The organism is Corynebacterium sp. KPL1824, from assembly GCF_000478095.1.
GTDB classification, from domain to species: Bacteria; Actinomycetota; Actinomycetes; order Mycobacteriales; family Mycobacteriaceae; genus Corynebacterium; species Corynebacterium accolens.
Map to the genome: position 1 here is coordinate 59,795 of NZ_KI515749.1, position 14,512 is coordinate 74,306.

The window sequence follows — 14,512 nt, forward strand, 5'->3', positions numbered from 1 at the left end:
CGCATAAGAACCGGTTTGAATATTTTTCATTTGTTTCTTCCACCCTATAGAAATTTAGGCTAGGCTAGTGCACATGAAGAAAATGACTACTCGTTGGTGGTGGCGCGCGTAACTCGCGGGCCTTTCTTCGCAACCCATTTTTAGGCTCGCATTCTGCGGGCCTTTCGGCGTTTTCAGTGCCTTTGCTCGCGGATACCTCGGGTCCCTCGCACTCTGTTCCTCAGTTACTCCCGAAAGGGCACTGCAATGACATACACCGCCACCCGCGATATTGCCTATTGCCGGGATGCCTCAGCGCTATTTCATAGCTTGGCGCGACCGAGCGATTCCTTATTATTGGAAAGCGCGGATATTGAAACCAAGAAGAACCTCACGTGCCTCGCCGTGCTCGATGCCGCGGCCAAAGTGACCTGTACCGGCCAGCGGGTTCGCGTACTCGCGCTCAGCCCGGCGGGGGAGCGGCTTATCTCCATGCTGCAATCGCGCTTCGCAGACCGAATTGTTTCACGTGAAACCACGGAAATTGTCTTTGAGTTTTCGCCCTCCAACGAGTCCGATGAACGGCAACGGCTCCTGGATGAATCGACGGCCGATATCCTCCGCGCGCTGCAGCGCGATGATTCGTATTCCTCGCCCCTGTTGCCCTTCGTCGCCGGAGGCTTTGCCTATGACTATTTGGCCACCTTTGAAAACCTGCCCGAGGTAGGCGAGGGGCCTAATACGTTTCCCGATTATGAATTCCTCGTCGCCCAGACCGTCCTTGCGGTGGACCACCTAACACAGACGGCGCGCGTAGAGGGCTGGGATATCGACCGAGCCCGCTTGGAAGACAGGCTCGATGCGCTTGCCGCCACGCCCATCACCGCCATAGAGGATCCGGCGCCAGGCCAAACCGCAGGGACCCTGGCGGCGACCGCGGATATTGACGATGCCGCTTTTTGCGAGCAGGTAACGCGGCTCAAGGGAAATATTGACTCTGGCGATATTTACCAGGTCGTCCCCGCCCGCACCTTCACGGTGAACTGCCCCGATGCCTTCGCGGCCTATCGCCAGCTCCGGGAGACCAATCCTTCGCCGTATATGTTCTATCTGCGGGGAGAAGATTACGAGCTTTTCGGCGCATCACCGGAATCTAATCTGAAATTTGACCCCGCGACTCGGCAGGTGGAGCTCTATCCCATCGCCGGAACCCGGCCCCGCGGGCTCAACCCGGATGGCACGATCAACGATGAGTTGGATATCCGCAACGAGCTAGAAATGCGCACGGATACCAAGGAGCTAGCCGAGCACACCATGCTGGTGGATCTCGCGCGCAATGACCTCGCCCGCGTGGCAAAGCCCAGCACTCGGCGAGTGGCGGACCTGCTCCAAGTGGATCGCTATTCGCGGGTCATGCACTTGGTTTCCCGCGTGACCGCCACCTTGCACGAGGACTTCGATGCCCTCGATGCCTACCGCGCCTGCATGAACATGGGAACGTTGACCGGCGCGCCCAAGCTGCGCGCCAGCGAGCTCATCCGGCAGGCCGAACACAAGCGCCGTGGCTCCTACGGCGGCGCGGTGGGGTACCTGCGCGGCGACGGCGCCATGGATACCTGCATTGTCATTCGCTCCGCCTTCGTGCACCGCGGTACGGCCGCCGTCCAAGCCGGTGCCGGGGTGGTGCACGATTCCGTCCCCCATTCCGAAGCCGATGAAACCCTGCACAAGGCCTATGCCGTTCTCCACGCCATTGCCCTCGCGCACAACGCCACCCTGGAGGTACAGCGATGAATTCACCGCACGTGGTCTTGCTCGATAACCACGATTCCTTTGTCTATAACCTCGTCGATGCCCTCGCCGGTTACCGCACCACCGTCTACCGCAACAGCGTCTCCGTCGCGGAGGTGCTGGCGGCCGAGCCCGATATTATTGTCCTTTCCCCAGGCCCCGGCCACCCGCGCGACGCTGGCTGCATGATGGAGCTTATTGATGCCACCTTGGGCACCATTCCCATCCTCGGCGTCTGCTTGGGCTTCCAGGCGCTGCTGGACTACCACGGTGGCGGGGTAGGGCCGTGCGGCCCCGTGCACGGCAAGTCCATGCCCATGACGCTTACCGATGCCGGCGCCGCCCACCCAGTCTTCGCCGGCCTAGCCACCGATGCCGATCCCGCCCAACCCGGCGTCCCCGGCACCCAGGTCCCGGTGGCCCGGTACCACTCCTTGGGGTGCACCCACGTGCCAGCCGGCATGCGGGTGCTCGCGGAGACGGAAGCAGAGATTGGGACCATCGCCATGGCCGCCGAGACAGACGATGGCATGGCGCTGGGCATGCAATTCCACCCCGAGTCGATCCTCTCGCCTCGTGGCCCAGACATGCTGGACCGCTGCATCCACCGACTATCCACTCATCCCACTACGGAGCTAAAAGACTAATGACGAACCAGAACCCGCTGAAAACACTGCAAGCCTTTTTGGATAATCCCGCGCCCACCGTGGAGGAGGCCACCGAGGTCTTCACCCCAGTCGCCGTGGGCGATTATGACGATATTCAGATCTCCGCGCTACTGACCCATATCCGTACCCGCGGCGAAACCCTCGCGGATATCACGGGTGCCGCCAAGGCATTCCTGAAAGTTGGCCACCCCTTTCCCATTACTGGTGAGGGCCTCATGGACTCCGCGGGAACCGGTGGCGATGGCGCGAATACCATCAATATCACGACCGCCGCCTCCTTGGTTGCCGCCGCTGGGGGAGTGAGGATGGTCAAGCACGGCAACCGGTCCGTTTCCTCCAAGTCCGGTTCCGCCGATGTGCTCGAGGCGCTAAATATTCCGCTGGACCTCGACGTGGACCGCGCCGTCCGACAATTCGAGGCCTCCAATTTCACCTTCCTCTTCGCTCCGGCCTACAACCCCGCGGTGGCTCACGTGCAACCGGTGCGCAAGGCGCTCGGGGTATCCACCATTTTCAATACCTTAGGTCCCTTGCTCTCCCCGGGCCGTCCCGAGCTACAGATCATGGGCATCGCCAACCCCGCCCAGGGCCCCATGATCACGGAGGTCTTTCGGGAGCTGGGGCGCAGGCGGGCTCTCGTCGTCCACGGCGCCGGTACCGATGAGATCGCTACCCACGGCACCACGCAGGTTTGGGAGCTAAAAGATGGCGAGATTTCGCACTATGAGCTGACGCCGGAGGGGTTGGGCATCGCCAAGCATGAGCTCAGTGAGCTCGCCGGTGGGGACGGGCAGGATAATGCCGAGCACGTGCGCGCCATCTTCAATGGTTCGGGCAAGCCGGCGCACTATGATGCGGTCGCGGCATCGGCTGGAGCGATGTTTTATCTGGATGGCACCACGGCCTCGATTGCAGAGGGCGTCGCCCACGCCAAGGAGCTCATCGATAGCGGGGAAGTGGACCGCTGGCTGCGCACCCACGAGCAAGCGGAATACTGAGAAGGCCACACGAGGGAAAAGAAATGACAGAACACAAACTGCCGACGGTGCTCGAAGGGATTGTGGCGAAGCGGCGCACCCACCTTGCCGGCATTCGCGAGCGCATCGCCCACGTAGATGTGGACAAGCTTGAGCCGTCCCGCCGTTCGCTTTTTGCGGCCCTCAATGGCACCAATCGCTTCATTATGGAGTGCAAATCTGCGTCGCCATCCCTCGGAATGATTCGCGAGGATTACCGCCCCGGCGATATCGCGCGCGTCTACTCCCGCTACGCGGATGCCATTTCCGTGCTGTGCGAGCCGGAGCGGTTCGGTGGGGATTACGATCATCTGCAGACCGTGGCGCAGTCCACGCACCTGCCGGTCTTGTGCAAGGACTTCATCGTCGATCCGGTTCAGGTCTATGCCGCGCGCTACTACGGCGCGGATGCCATTTTGCTGATGATGTCCATCGTGGACGATGAGACCTTTGCGCAACTGAAGTCCCTGGCGGATGAGTTGGGGCTCGATGTTCTGACTGAGGCCATCACCAAGGAGGAGGTGGACCGCGCGCTGTCCTTCGGGGTGGAGATCATCGGCATTAATAACCGCAACCTCCATGACTTGAGCATCGACCTCTCCCGCACCGAGCAGCTCGCCAGGTACGTGCCTAACGATAAAGTCGTCGTTTCCGAATCCGGCATCCGCGATAACCACACCATCCGGCTCTTGGGCGCCCACGCCAATGCCTTCCTCGTCGGCTCCCAACTCACCTCCCAGGAGGACATCGACCGCGCCGCCCGGGATCTGCTCTTCGGCGCGAATAAGGTCTGCGGGCTCACCGCCGCCTCCACCGCCCAAGCCGCGCGCGCCGCCGGTGCCCGCTACGGAGGGCTCGTCTTCGCTCCGGATTCCCCGCGCAATGTTTCACGTGAAACCGCCGAGAAAATCATCGCCGCCGAACCCGGCTTGGATTTCGTAGCAGTGAGCCGCAGCGACGACCCCGCCGTGTTGCGGGAGATAGCGGCAACCCGTGGCCTATCCGGAGTCCAGTTGCATGCCCCGTTCCAGGGCAACTTAGACGGAGAGCTCGCGCTGATCGAGCGCGCCCGCGCGCTCCTCGCGGACACCGACGCGGAGTTTGTCTGGCGGGCCATCGACATGACCGACCCTCAGTGGGTAGAACTGGCGCCGGAACTCGCCGCGAGCGTGGACCGCCTCGTGCTCGACTCGGGTAGGGGAGGCACCGGCCAAAGCTTTGATTGGACGGCAATCCCGGACGACATTAAAGCACACAGCCTCTTGGCCGGTGGCCTCAATCTAGACAACCTGGAAGGCGCGCTCCGCGTAGGAACCGCGGGGCTCGACCTGAATTCGGGATTAGAAACGTGCCCCGGACGCAAAGACGTCGCCCTGATATCGCAATCCTTCCGCACCATCCGATTATTCAACCAACCTGACAAGAAAGATTAACCATGCCCGTTTCACGTGAAACACTCCTTCCCGCATACTTCGGGGAATTCGGCGGCCAATACGTGCCAGAATCCCTCATCCCCGCATTGGATCAATTGGAGCAGGCGTTTGTCGATGCCCAGAATGATCCCAGCTTCCGCGAAGAGCTTTCAGGATTGCTGCGCGACTACCTGGGTCGTCCGACCCCCGTTACCGAGGTAAAGAAGCTCGGCGGAAAGGCGCGGATCTTCTTGAAGCGCGAGGACCTCGTCCACGGCGGGGCGCATAAGACCAACCAGGTGCTCGGGCAAGCCCTCTTGGCTAAGCGCATGGGCAAGAAGCGAATCATCGCCGAGACCGGCGCGGGCCAGCACGGCACGGCAACCGCCTTGGCCTGTGCGCTGCTCGATCTCGAGTGTGTGGTCTACATGGGTGCCAAGGATGTCCAGCGCCAGCAGCCCAACGTCTTCCGCATGGAGCTTATGGGCGCCAAGGTCGTCCCCGTCGATACCGGATCCGGGACGTTGAAGGATGCCGTCAACGAGGCACTGCGCGATTGGACCGCGACCTTCCATGAATCGCACTACCTACTCGGTACCGCGGCCGGGCCGCACCCATTTCCCACGATCGTCCGGGAATTCCACCGCGTCATTTCCACCGAGGCCAAGGCCCAGCTCCTCGAGAAGACGGGTGGCCTTCCCGATCTCGTCGTCGCCTGTGTGGGCGGCGGTTCCAACGCCATCGGTATGTTCGCTGACTTCATCGATGAGGATGCGGTGGAATTGGTAGGCGCCGAGCCAGGCGGTGCGGGCCTCGATTCCGGGGAACACGGCGCCACCATTAACAATGGCACGGTGGGCATCCTCCACGGCGCGCGCAGTTACCTCATGCGCAATTCTGACGGCCAAGTGGAAGAATCCTATTCCATTTCCGCTGGCTTGGATTACCCCGGCGTGGGCCCACAGCACGCGCACCTGCACGCAACCGGGCGCGCAAAATATGTCGGAATCACGGATGCCGAAGCCCTAGAGGCATTCCAACTCTTGTCCAAGAAGGAAGGCATCATTCCCGCCCTCGAATCCTCCCACGCGCTGGCGTACGCCCTCAAGCGCAAGGCCGAAGACATCACCATCCTCGTCTCACTTTCCGGCCGCGGCGATAAGGACATCGACCATGTCCGCCACACCCTGGAATCCCACCCCGAACTGCAACTCAAGGAGAACTAATCATGGGCAGCCGTTACGATAAACTTTTTGCCGCGTTGCGTGAGAAGAATGAGGGCGCGTTTGTCCCTTTCATCATGCTGGGCGATCCAACTCCTGAGGCGAGCCTGGATATCATCCGCACCGCAGTCGCCGCCGGGGCGGATGCCTTGGAGCTCGGCGTCCCCTTCTCGGACCCGGTGGCGGATGGTCCTACCATCCAAGCCTCGCACATCCGCGCCCTCGATGGGGGAGCGAGCCTGGATAGCGCTTTGGATCAGGTCCGAAAGATTCGTTCCGAGTTCCCCGATTTGCCCATCGGCATGTTGATCTATGGCAACGTTGCATTCGCCCGTGGGGTGGAGAAATTCTATGCTGAGTTCGCGGAAGCTGGCGCCGATAGCATTCTGCTTCCCGATGTCCCCGTGCGCGAAGGCACCCCATTCATCGCCGCGGCAAAGGAAGCCGGTATCAACCCGATCTTCATCGCCCCTGCGCGCGCCGCGGAACGCACGCTCGCCGGCGTTGCCGAGCATTCACAGGGATATATCTACGCCATCTCCCGCGATGGCGTGACGGGAACCGAGAAGGAATCCGAGACCACCGGCCTCGACGAGGTGGTCGCCAGCATTCAGCGGTTCGATGGACCTCCGGTCTTACTCGGTTTCGGTATCTCCTCACCGCAGCACGTCGCCGATGCCATCGCCGCAAACGCCGCGGGCGCCATTACTGGATCCGCGATCACCAAGATCATCAACCGCCATGTTTCACGTGAAACTGGTGCCGCTGGGACGATCGAGGATGCCGATGCCTTGCACGCTGAGCTGACCGAATTCATCTCCGCGATGAAGGAAGCGACCAAGAAATAGTGCCTTTTAAAAGGTAGCAGCGCACGAAAGAGCCCCCTGGCTTCCTCCCACATTTGTTGGGTGGGGAAGCCAGGGGGCGCAAATGTTTCACGGGAAACTAGGCTGCGGTCTCTGCCTCTTCGTCGTTCAGGGTATCGACCTTGTCGCGGGCGAATTTATCGACGACCATCGCAATGGCACCATCGCCGGTCACGTTCGCTGCGGTGCCGACGGAGTCAATCGCAATATAAGCGGCGATCATCAGCGCGACCATTCCGTCATCGAAGCCCATCATGTCCGCCAAGAGGCCAACGGCCACCATAACGGCACCACCCGGAACACCTGGAGCGGCGATCATCATGATTCCCAGCAAGAAGATAAAGCCAAGACCGGTGCCAGTGCTGATATCCATATTCGCCATGAAGACGATGGCGAAGGCATAGAGCGTCAGCTTCATCATCGACCCGGACAGGTGAATCGTCGCACACAGCGGGATCACAAAGCTCGCAACCGGCTTCGAGATGCCGTTTCGCAAGCTGGATTCCAAGGACACCGGGATGGTCGCAGCAGAAGAAGACGTACCCAATGCAGTGAAGTATGCCGGCAGCATATTCCGCAGCGCCTTAAACGGATTCTTACCTGCAATGGCCCCGGCGACCACATACTGGAGTACGAGGTACACCAGCGTCATGACCACGGCCAGGATCAGGACCTTCGCGAAGGCAGAAAGGACATCGCCAATATTGCCGTTCATACCCAGGCCAAGGAACATGCCGAAGATGTAGAACGGCAAGATGGGGATAACGAATCCCCAAATGACCTTAACCACCACATTTTCCAGTTCCTTGGTGACGGTATAGAGCGTATCGGACTTGACCGTCGTCATGGCGACGCCAATGCAGAAAGAAAGCAGGAGCGCCGTCATCACTTCAAACGGTGGTGCCATCTCCACTTCGAAATAAGGGGACAGCGAGCCCTCATCCACGTCCGAAACATTGGTCACTAGGGTCTGGCCTGCCAACATCGAGGGGTAGAGCCACTGTGCCAGGCCATAGGCGATCAACCCCGAGAGAATGGTGGAACCGTAGGCAATGCCCGCCGTAACCCCCAACCATTTTCCTGCGCCCCTGCCAAGACCGGCGATCGCCGGGGCGACAAGGGCGAAAATCAGCACAGGAATGAAGAAGTTGAGGAAGTTACCAAAGAGCCCGTTGAAGGTGGCAAATGCTCGACCAAACCACTCCGGGGCAAAGAGGCTAAAAACGATGCCAAGCACGATGGCGAGAACGATGCGGAAAAGGAGAGAGTCCACTATTTTCTTGAGGTTCATGCAATCACAATCAGGTTAGGTGTTCCCAGTCCGGGGACTCACTTGGGTGCGGTCCAGCGGAAGGAGAGACAGCGTGGTGCAGGTGCAAAATCGAGCGAATATCTATCGGTCGATCCAAAATGAATATTACCCGAGGCACCTTATATTTAAGACACCAGCCCCGTAGCTTAATTTCCAATCTCGCCCTGCAGGATTAGACTATGGATATGGTCGCAGTGGGAATCATATTTTTAATCCTTGCCGTATTCCTTATCGTGGTGGGCGCACTCGCCGCCACCAAGCGGTTACCCGGCAATAAATACATCGGCTTGCGCTTACAAGAGATCCGAAAGTCACGAGAAGCGTGGGATAATGCTCACGCCGTTGCGGGGCCCTTCTGGGCCCTTGGCGGAGTTTCGCTGCTTTTCGGCGGCGTCGTAGCTTTTCGTGCCGAAGGTTGGATGTGGCTTATTCCGGTCACGACTTTCGTAATCGCCATCCTCGCGCTTTCCGTCGGCTCAAACCTTGGCTCCCGCGCGGCATTTCTTTATGAGCAAGCGCATGCCGATGAGGACGGTTGTGGCGATAGCTGCAACTGTGGCTCCGGCGGCTGCGGTGGGGAAGAGGCGGCCACAGACTCCGCCGCTCAACCCGAGGTTGATCTGGGTGCCCTCCGCCAGGCCGCCCGCCACTCTGATAATTAAATAACTAGCTTTCGAGTTTTTCTCCCTCCCGTTCCTGTCCGGCAATCGCGTCACACAGGTACGGGGCAGGGAGATTTTTTATGACACTGTGACGTTATTACTCCAACCACGGTGTCGCACACTTTTCGTCACAGCTAAATTAAGTAGGGGGTATTTAACGAAACCTACCTATGTTGGACTCCATCTATAGTGGCGTGCCACAACCTACGGGGATTCCTGTGGGAATTCCTAGAACTCGCATAGAGGTTCCGCAGAGCTCGGCTCCGCCACTACACCTAGAGCGGGGAAGAGTAGACAATGGGAGGCATGAAGAAAACCACAGCCCTCGCCGCAATCGCCGTCTCCACTTTTAGCATTGGTTCCTATGTCACCGACTCCCACCGCGTCGAACCTGAATCGCACGCCGCAGGAGGGGACGGGCCACATCCCATCGTTAATGACTTAGGTCTAGATTCCGGCACCTATGAACTCACGCCCACCGAGGCCGGGCCGGTCGCAACCTGGAACGGCAACCTGTCCTAATTTCGTGTTTCACGTGAAACCTACACAGAACCATTTCACTTTAGCTGCCCCGACATATGATTAACCGTTGCCGAAATCATGTTCCGGCCGTGAACCATTCAGGATAGAGTAGAGGCTATGACTATCTGTTCGCGTCGCATGTTTTTGCTCGGATCCGCTACGACTTTCGCAGGTGCATACCTCGCGGCCTGTGGCTCAGAACCGTCCGCGGAAATCGCGGCAACGGACATTCCAGTAGGCTCCGGAATCATCGTTGACGGAGTTATCTTCACGCAGCCGAAAGAAGGGGAGTTTAAAGCCTACTCCCAAACCTGCCCGCACCAACAAAATCCCATCACGGAGATCGACGGCATGACTGCCACCTGCCCGGCGCATCATACGTCCTACAACCTGCAGGATGGCTCAGTCATCGAAGGCCCAGGCCGAGACCCGCTCAAAGAGTACGAAGTAAGCCAAGAAGGCTCAAAGGTCTCCACCGCATAGATACACGCCGGCATATCACGCTCTATACTCATGGTTTCACGTGAAACCATGCGGCTTAAGAAGAGCACAGGGGCGAAAAATATCCCCACTACCTTTCGTGGAACCACGCACGACGGTTTACACTTTGGGTCATGCTGCACAGACTCAAAAAGCCAGATCCCCTCATCGTCCTCATCCTTGCGGCCGTGGCAATCGCGATCATTGCACCGGCCCGCGGCACCTTTGCTGACGTATTTGGGAATCTGACGAATGTAGCGATCGCGCTCTTGTTCTTCCTCTACGGCGCGCGCTTATCCACCCAAGAGGCCTTGAATGGCCTTAAGCACTGGCGGCTCCACCTCACCATTCTCGCATTCACCTTCGTGATTTATCCCCTCATCGGCCTGGCCCTGCGGCCGCTGACTGGAGTCATTACGGACGATATGTACATGGGGATCCTATTCCTCACGCTAGTCCCGTCTACCGTGCAGTCCTCGGTGGCGTTTACCTCCATTGCTAAGGGAAACGTATCTGGAGCAATCGTCTCCGCCTCAACCTCCAACTTGGCCGGCGTCTTCATCACGCCCGTCCTGGTCATGTTGCTCATGGGTACTGGTTCCGGCCTTCATATCGATACCTCGGTCTTTGGGGAAATCTCCCTCTTGCTTCTCGCTCCATTCATATTGGGGCAATTAACCCGGCGCTGGATTACGAACTTCGCTCAGAGCAAGGCCACAAAGGTGGTGGACCGCGGCTCCATTGCCATGGTGGTCTATTCGGCCTTTTCTAAGGGCGTGGTCGATGGAATTTGGTCCTCCATCTCTGTCTGGGAGATCGTGTTCCTCGTGGTTTTCGCCGCAGCCTTCGTCATCTTCATGTTGTGGCTGACGCGGTTTATCTCCAGAAAACTAGGATTCTCACGCGCCGATATCATCGCTATCCAATTCTGCGGATCCAAGAAGTCCTTGGCCACTGGCCTTCCCATGGCCTCGGTCATCTTTGCCTCAGGGTCAACATCGCTCGGGCTATTGATCCTCCCGCTCATGATTTACCACCAGGTGCAGCTAATGATCTGTTCTGTGTTGGCCTCCCGGTACGCGCAGGAGGACGAGGAGCAACTACACTAAGTGCCCATGGCTAATTACCTTTATGTGCGCACCAAACTGACCGTCCCGGGAGTGGGCTCAGCGGTCCACCTCGCAGAATTAGAAGAACACGACGCCCAGCGCTGCCGCATGCACCGCATGATCGCCCTGGATCCCGCGGACTCGGTCGTCGGGGTAGCAACCCCGGATAGTTCCACGGGAAACGTGGACAAGCCGCAAGAAGTCGTCCCGCACCCCGATACCTACGATGAGTTCCCGGATATTAGCGCCCAATACATGGACCAAGAACAATTTGAAGCGCTGTGGACGGAAGCCACCACCAAGTTTGGGCTTAGCTAGGCGCGGCCTACAGCACCAGGTTCACCAGGATCATGTAGAACGCGGTTCCGCCGAAGATGGATAGTCCGGAATCCCGCTTCCATTTGTGCAGCCCGGCGGTGACCAGCACGCCCAAGAGCACCGGCCACAGGCCGCCGGTGCCATCCGCCTGTCCGGCAACGGCATAGACCACCAGGATGGTCATGACGCCTACGGGCATCATCAAGCCCAGCAGCGAAAAGAACTCGCTGTCCTTCATCCACTTCTTTGCGGAGAAGGGAAGCTCCCGCAATAAGACGGTTACGATGCCTACAGGGATGAGCACTGCAGCAATCGCGCCTAAACTGACTCCGTCCGGCAATTAGTTATCCTCCTTCACGGTCGTGGAGGGAAGGGGCTGCAGCCGCCAGGTAAGCGCGTTATCCACGCGAGGCGATAGGTAGCGAATGATGAGCAATAAGAAATAGGCGCTCAGAGAGACCATTAGCAGCTGCCCTGGGGTAATGAATGCGGCGAGGATGCCCAAGGCCGCGGCCGATAGCGGGAGGGACAGATCCTGATTATTGCGGAAGGAGTCCATCGCTAGAACGACGAATAGGGCTACGAGGGCGAATTCCATTCCCTCGACGGAAGAGGGGATTACCTGGCCGGCGAGCGCGCCAACGATGCCGCCGCCTACCCACAGAATTTGGCAAAAGATTTGTATGCTCAAAATGCGGGTGCCGGTAAGCCGCTCCTCGAGCGGGAGCGCCGAGACGATGGCATACGTTTCATCCGTGAGGGCATAGGTGGAATAGGCCTTGCCCACGGGGGAATTAATCCGTTTGCGGGGGAATGTTAGCCCATAGAAGATATGGCGGAAATTCACCATAAACCCGGTAAGGAGCGAGGACAGCGCGGAGACACCACCGGTAACCATGGAAATGGCGAGAAACTCCATTGAACCGGCGTAGATAACGATGGAAAATATGGGCGTCCACCACCAGCTAAAGCCGGATTGCACCATCAAGAGGCCAAAAGCCAAGCCCAATGGAATTAGCCCGAGAGCCGCCGCCCACGTGTCTTTAATGCCCTTGTGGATTTCCTCGCGCATACGGGTCAGTGTAACCGATCACATACCGGCCGCTAGGAATTAATTATCATCCACATTCACGGGATAGGTGGAATACAGCGGCAGGGGCATTGGCTGGCGTTTCATGACATCGGCCCAAAGATCGGCCGGGCCTGGGGCCACCACATCCTGCGCTAGGGCGGGTGCTACGAACCATTCACCGGCCTCGATTTCTTCCTCCAGCTGCCCGGGACCCCACTCGGCGTAGCCGGCGAACATGCGCATGCCGGTGACCAGTGGCTCGATATCTTCCGGGTTGGAGCGCAAATCCACGTGCGCTAGACGCGGTGCGAGGCGGTTGAGTTGTTCTTCTTTATCTGGGTCCACGCCTTGCTTGGTCTGCGCCAGGCCCACGACGGATTGCTGGTTGAGCGGACCACCGATATACAGTGCCTGTGGTTTAGCAACGACGGGCATCCATTCTGGGAGCACGTTAAAAATGGCTACCTCTGAGCGCTTGGTCAGGTCCACGCCAAAGGTCATCATGTCATTGTGCTCGACCAATAAGATGACGGAGCGGGCGAATTCCGGGGACAACATCCCCGGTGCGGACACGAGTAATTGCCCAGGGGCGGGATCGTTGCGCTCGAGGGCATTAAATAATCTATCGGCAAACATCACTGTTTAGACTCCCACCACTGGCGCAACTTCGCAATAGCTTCTTCCCGCTCGAGGGGGCCGTACTCCAGGCGCATTTCCTTCAAATAGGACCACGCCTGTCCCACTTCGGGGCCAGGGGAGAGGCCTAGGATCTCCATGATCTCGTTGCCATCGAGATCCGGGCGCACCCGCGCGAGGTCTTCCTTGCGGCCAATCTCCTCGATTCGCTCCTCCAATTGGTCATAGGTGCGCTGCAAACGCCGCGCCTTCTTGGCATTGCGGGTAGTGCAATCGGCGCGCACCAGCTTGTGCAGGCGGGGGAGGAGGTCACCGGCATCGTTGACGTAGCGCCGCACGGCAGAATCGGTCCATTGATTTTCCCCAAAACCGTGGAACCGCATGTGCAGGTAGACCAGCTGGCCAATGTCTTCCGTCGTGGCCTTGGGATATTTCAGCTTCCGCAGGCGCTTGCGCGTCAGCTTGGCGCCCACCACCTCGTGGTGGTGGAAAGAAACCTTGCCGTCGGTGTTATCGAAGGTATCGGGCTTGCCGATGTCATGCAGCAACGCCGCCCACCGCAAAACCAGGTCCGGGCCGTCTTCTTCTTGATCCATGGCCTGGCGCAGCACCTTCAGCGAGTGCGCATAGACATCCTTGTGCTGGGCGTGCTCGTCCGTGGTCATGCGCAGGGCAGGGATCTCCGGGAAGATGTAATCCGCAATCCCGGTATTGACCAGCAGATCGATGCCATCCCACGGCGCTTTGCCGCACATGAGCTTATCCAACTCCACTTGGACGCGCTCTACCGTGATGCGCTGAATCTCTGCCGCCATATCGCGCATAGCGGCTACCACGCGGTCTGCCACGTGAAACTCCAATTGGGATGCAAAGCGCGCGGCGCGCAGCATCCGCAGCGGATCATCGTGGAAGGAGATTTCCGGTTTATCCGGAGTATCGAGCACCTTATTGGCCACATCGTGGAGGCCGCCGAGGGGATCGTGGAACTCAAAGGTGGCATCGGCAAGCAGCTCAATGGCCATGGCGTTGACCTTGAAATCGCGCCGCACCAGATCGCCCTCCAGGCTATCGCCGTAGATGACCTCGGGGTTGCGGGACTGCCCATCATAGGAATCGGAGCGGAAGGTGGTGATTTCAATCTGCTGGCCCTTGTACACGGCGGACACGGTGCCATAGGCAATGCCGGTATCCCATACCGTTTCGGCCCACTCATCCAGGATTTCCTTGACCACCTCCGGGCGCGCTGGGGTGGTGAAGTCCAGATCATTGCCCAAGCGGCCGAGGAGCGCATCGCGCACCGAGCCGCCCACAAGATAGAGGGCATGTCCGCGGGCGCTGAATTTCTCCACCAGCCCGCTCAATAAGCCACTGAGCGAGTTCACGGTAGACTCCGCGCGCGCAAGAACGCCGATTAACTGAGTGTCCTGAAAATTCACGGGTGAGAGT

General features: G+C 59.1%; 16 protein-coding genes. 11 read left to right on the forward strand and 5 right to left on the reverse strand.

The genetic code is table 11. The features are described 5' to 3' along the window. The first annotated feature begins 246 nt into the window (after nt 1-246). The 6 genes from HMPREF1267_RS00250 to trpA are packed head-to-tail and all read left to right on the forward strand — an operon-like array spanning nt 247 to nt 6,937. Nucleotides 247-1,773 carry an anthranilate synthase component 1 gene (locus tag HMPREF1267_RS00250; protein WP_023028008.1) on the forward strand — a complete coding sequence of 509 codons (1,527 nt, stop codon included), beginning with the start codon at nt 247-249 and terminating at the stop codon, nt 1,771-1,773. Next, complete coding sequence (locus tag HMPREF1267_RS00255) at nt 1,770-2,417, forward strand: anthranilate synthase component II (protein ID WP_023028009.1); 648 nt, start codon at nt 1,770-1,772, stop codon at nt 2,415-2,417. The genes HMPREF1267_RS00250 and HMPREF1267_RS00255 overlap by 4 nt, the downstream gene beginning before the upstream one ends. Continuing rightward, nucleotides 2,417-3,436, forward strand: coding sequence for an anthranilate phosphoribosyltransferase (gene trpD, locus HMPREF1267_RS00260; protein ID WP_023028010.1), 1,020 nt, complete (start codon nt 2,417-2,419; stop codon nt 3,434-3,436). Before HMPREF1267_RS00255 ends, trpD begins: the two co-directional genes overlap by 1 nt. A 23-nt stretch (nt 3,437-3,459) precedes the next feature. Further along, nucleotides 3,460-4,887, forward strand: coding sequence for a bifunctional indole-3-glycerol-phosphate synthase TrpC/phosphoribosylanthranilate isomerase TrpF (trpCF, locus tag HMPREF1267_RS00265; protein ID WP_023028011.1), 1,428 nt, complete (start codon nt 3,460-3,462; stop codon nt 4,885-4,887). A 2-nt stretch (nt 4,888-4,889) separates the two neighbouring features. After that, nucleotides 4,890-6,092, forward strand: coding sequence for a tryptophan synthase subunit beta (trpB, locus tag HMPREF1267_RS00270; protein ID WP_005275894.1), 1,203 nt, complete (start codon nt 4,890-4,892; stop codon nt 6,090-6,092). Nucleotides 6,093-6,094: 2 nt separating this feature from the next. Further along, the gene (gene trpA, locus HMPREF1267_RS00275; protein WP_023028012.1) at nt 6,095-6,937 is read left to right on the forward strand and encodes a tryptophan synthase subunit alpha; all 843 of its coding nucleotides are present in this window, start codon (nt 6,095-6,097) and stop codon (nt 6,935-6,937) included. Between the two features lie 97 nt (nt 6,938-7,034). Here trpA and HMPREF1267_RS00280 read toward each other — a convergent pair whose 3' ends face one another. Further along, nucleotides 7,035-8,246, reverse strand: a complete 1,212-nt coding sequence (locus tag HMPREF1267_RS00280; RefSeq protein WP_023028013.1) for a dicarboxylate/amino acid:cation symporter — start codon at nt 8,244-8,246, stop codon at nt 7,035-7,037. Nucleotides 8,247-8,452: 206 nt separating this feature from the next. Here HMPREF1267_RS00280 and HMPREF1267_RS00285 point away from each other — a divergent pair, with 206 nt between their 5' ends. The 5 genes from HMPREF1267_RS00285 to HMPREF1267_RS00305 all read left to right on the forward strand — a co-directional run bounded on the left by HMPREF1267_RS00285 (nt 8,453) and on the right by HMPREF1267_RS00305 (nt 11,358). Continuing rightward, a complete protein-coding gene (locus HMPREF1267_RS00285; protein WP_034666944.1) occupies nt 8,453-8,929 on the forward strand; it encodes an SdpI family protein in 477 nt (158 codons plus the stop codon). 306 nt (nt 8,930-9,235) lie between these two features. After that, entirely contained in the window at nt 9,236-9,451 is a 216-nt protein-coding gene (locus HMPREF1267_RS00290) for a catechol 1,2-dioxygenase (RefSeq protein WP_232018313.1), read from the forward strand. Between the two features lie 117 nt (nt 9,452-9,568). Beyond that, nucleotides 9,569-9,934 (forward strand): Rieske 2Fe-2S domain-containing protein, encoded by a 366-nt coding sequence (locus HMPREF1267_RS00295; protein WP_023028016.1) that lies wholly within the window; start codon nt 9,569-9,571, stop codon nt 9,932-9,934. Nucleotides 9,935-10,065: 131 nt separating this feature from the next. Then, on the forward strand, nt 10,066-11,040 hold the full coding sequence (locus HMPREF1267_RS00300) for a bile acid:sodium symporter family protein (RefSeq protein ID WP_023028017.1): 975 nt from the start codon (nt 10,066-10,068) through the stop codon (nt 11,038-11,040). Nucleotides 11,041-11,046: 6 nt separating this feature from the next. Then, nucleotides 11,047-11,358: a hypothetical protein gene (locus tag HMPREF1267_RS00305; protein ID WP_034666947.1), complete on the forward strand. Its 312-nt coding sequence runs from the start codon at nt 11,047-11,049 to the stop codon at nt 11,356-11,358. A gap of 7 nt (nt 11,359-11,365) precedes the next feature. Here HMPREF1267_RS00305 and HMPREF1267_RS00310 read toward each other — a convergent pair whose 3' ends face one another. Genes HMPREF1267_RS00310 through HMPREF1267_RS00325 form a run of 4 tightly spaced genes read right to left on the reverse strand, consistent with a single transcriptional unit; the run spans nt 11,366 to nt 14,502 of the window. Then, entirely contained in the window at nt 11,366-11,698 is a 333-nt protein-coding gene (locus tag HMPREF1267_RS00310; protein ID WP_023028019.1) for a branched-chain amino acid transporter permease, read from the reverse strand. Then, the gene (locus tag HMPREF1267_RS00315) at nt 11,699-12,430 is read right to left on the reverse strand and encodes an AzlC family ABC transporter permease (protein WP_023028020.1); all 732 of its coding nucleotides are present in this window, start codon (nt 12,428-12,430) and stop codon (nt 11,699-11,701) included. A gap of 39 nt (nt 12,431-12,469) precedes the next feature. Beyond that, entirely contained in the window at nt 12,470-13,066 is a 597-nt protein-coding gene (locus HMPREF1267_RS00320; protein ID WP_005275922.1) for a YqgE/AlgH family protein, read from the reverse strand. Further along, nucleotides 13,066-14,502 (reverse strand): CCA tRNA nucleotidyltransferase, encoded by a 1,437-nt coding sequence (locus HMPREF1267_RS00325; RefSeq protein ID WP_005275927.1) that lies wholly within the window; start codon nt 14,500-14,502, stop codon nt 13,066-13,068. The genes HMPREF1267_RS00320 and HMPREF1267_RS00325 overlap by 1 nt, the downstream gene beginning before the upstream one ends. Nucleotides 14,503-14,512 lie beyond the last annotated feature (10 nt).

Excerpts from the sequence above, each read along its gene's own strand:
- HMPREF1267_RS00290 (WP_232018313.1), top strand. The coding sequence starts at position 9,236 with ATGAAGAAAACCACAGCCCTCGCCGCAATCGCCGTCTCCACTTTTAGC.
- trpD (WP_023028010.1), top strand. The coding sequence starts at position 2,417 with ATGACGAACCAGAACCCGCTGAAAACACTGCAAGCCTTTTTGGATAAT.
- HMPREF1267_RS00320 (WP_005275922.1), bottom strand. The coding sequence starts at position 13,066 with ATGTTTGCCGATAGATTATTTAATGCCCTCGAGCGCAACGATCCCGCC.
- HMPREF1267_RS00305 (WP_034666947.1), top strand. The coding sequence starts at position 11,047 with ATGGCTAATTACCTTTATGTGCGCACCAAACTGACCGTCCCGGGAGTG.
- HMPREF1267_RS00255 (WP_023028009.1), top strand. The coding sequence starts at position 1,770 with ATGAATTCACCGCACGTGGTCTTGCTCGATAACCACGATTCCTTTGTC.
- HMPREF1267_RS00315 (WP_023028020.1), bottom strand. The coding sequence starts at position 12,430 with ATGCGCGAGGAAATCCACAAGGGCATTAAAGACACGTGGGCGGCGGCT.
- trpCF (WP_023028011.1), top strand. The coding sequence starts at position 3,460 with ATGACAGAACACAAACTGCCGACGGTGCTCGAAGGGATTGTGGCGAAG.
- HMPREF1267_RS00280 (WP_023028013.1), bottom strand. The coding sequence starts at position 8,246 with ATGAACCTCAAGAAAATAGTGGACTCTCTCCTTTTCCGCATCGTTCTC.
- HMPREF1267_RS00250 (WP_023028008.1), top strand. The coding sequence starts at position 247 with ATGACATACACCGCCACCCGCGATATTGCCTATTGCCGGGATGCCTCA.
- trpB (WP_005275894.1), top strand. The coding sequence starts at position 4,890 with ATGCCCGTTTCACGTGAAACACTCCTTCCCGCATACTTCGGGGAATTC.
- HMPREF1267_RS00295 (WP_023028016.1), top strand. The coding sequence starts at position 9,569 with ATGACTATCTGTTCGCGTCGCATGTTTTTGCTCGGATCCGCTACGACT.
- HMPREF1267_RS00285 (WP_034666944.1), top strand. The coding sequence starts at position 8,453 with ATGGTCGCAGTGGGAATCATATTTTTAATCCTTGCCGTATTCCTTATC.
- HMPREF1267_RS00300 (WP_023028017.1), top strand. The coding sequence starts at position 10,066 with ATGCTGCACAGACTCAAAAAGCCAGATCCCCTCATCGTCCTCATCCTT.
- trpA (WP_023028012.1), top strand. The coding sequence starts at position 6,095 with ATGGGCAGCCGTTACGATAAACTTTTTGCCGCGTTGCGTGAGAAGAAT.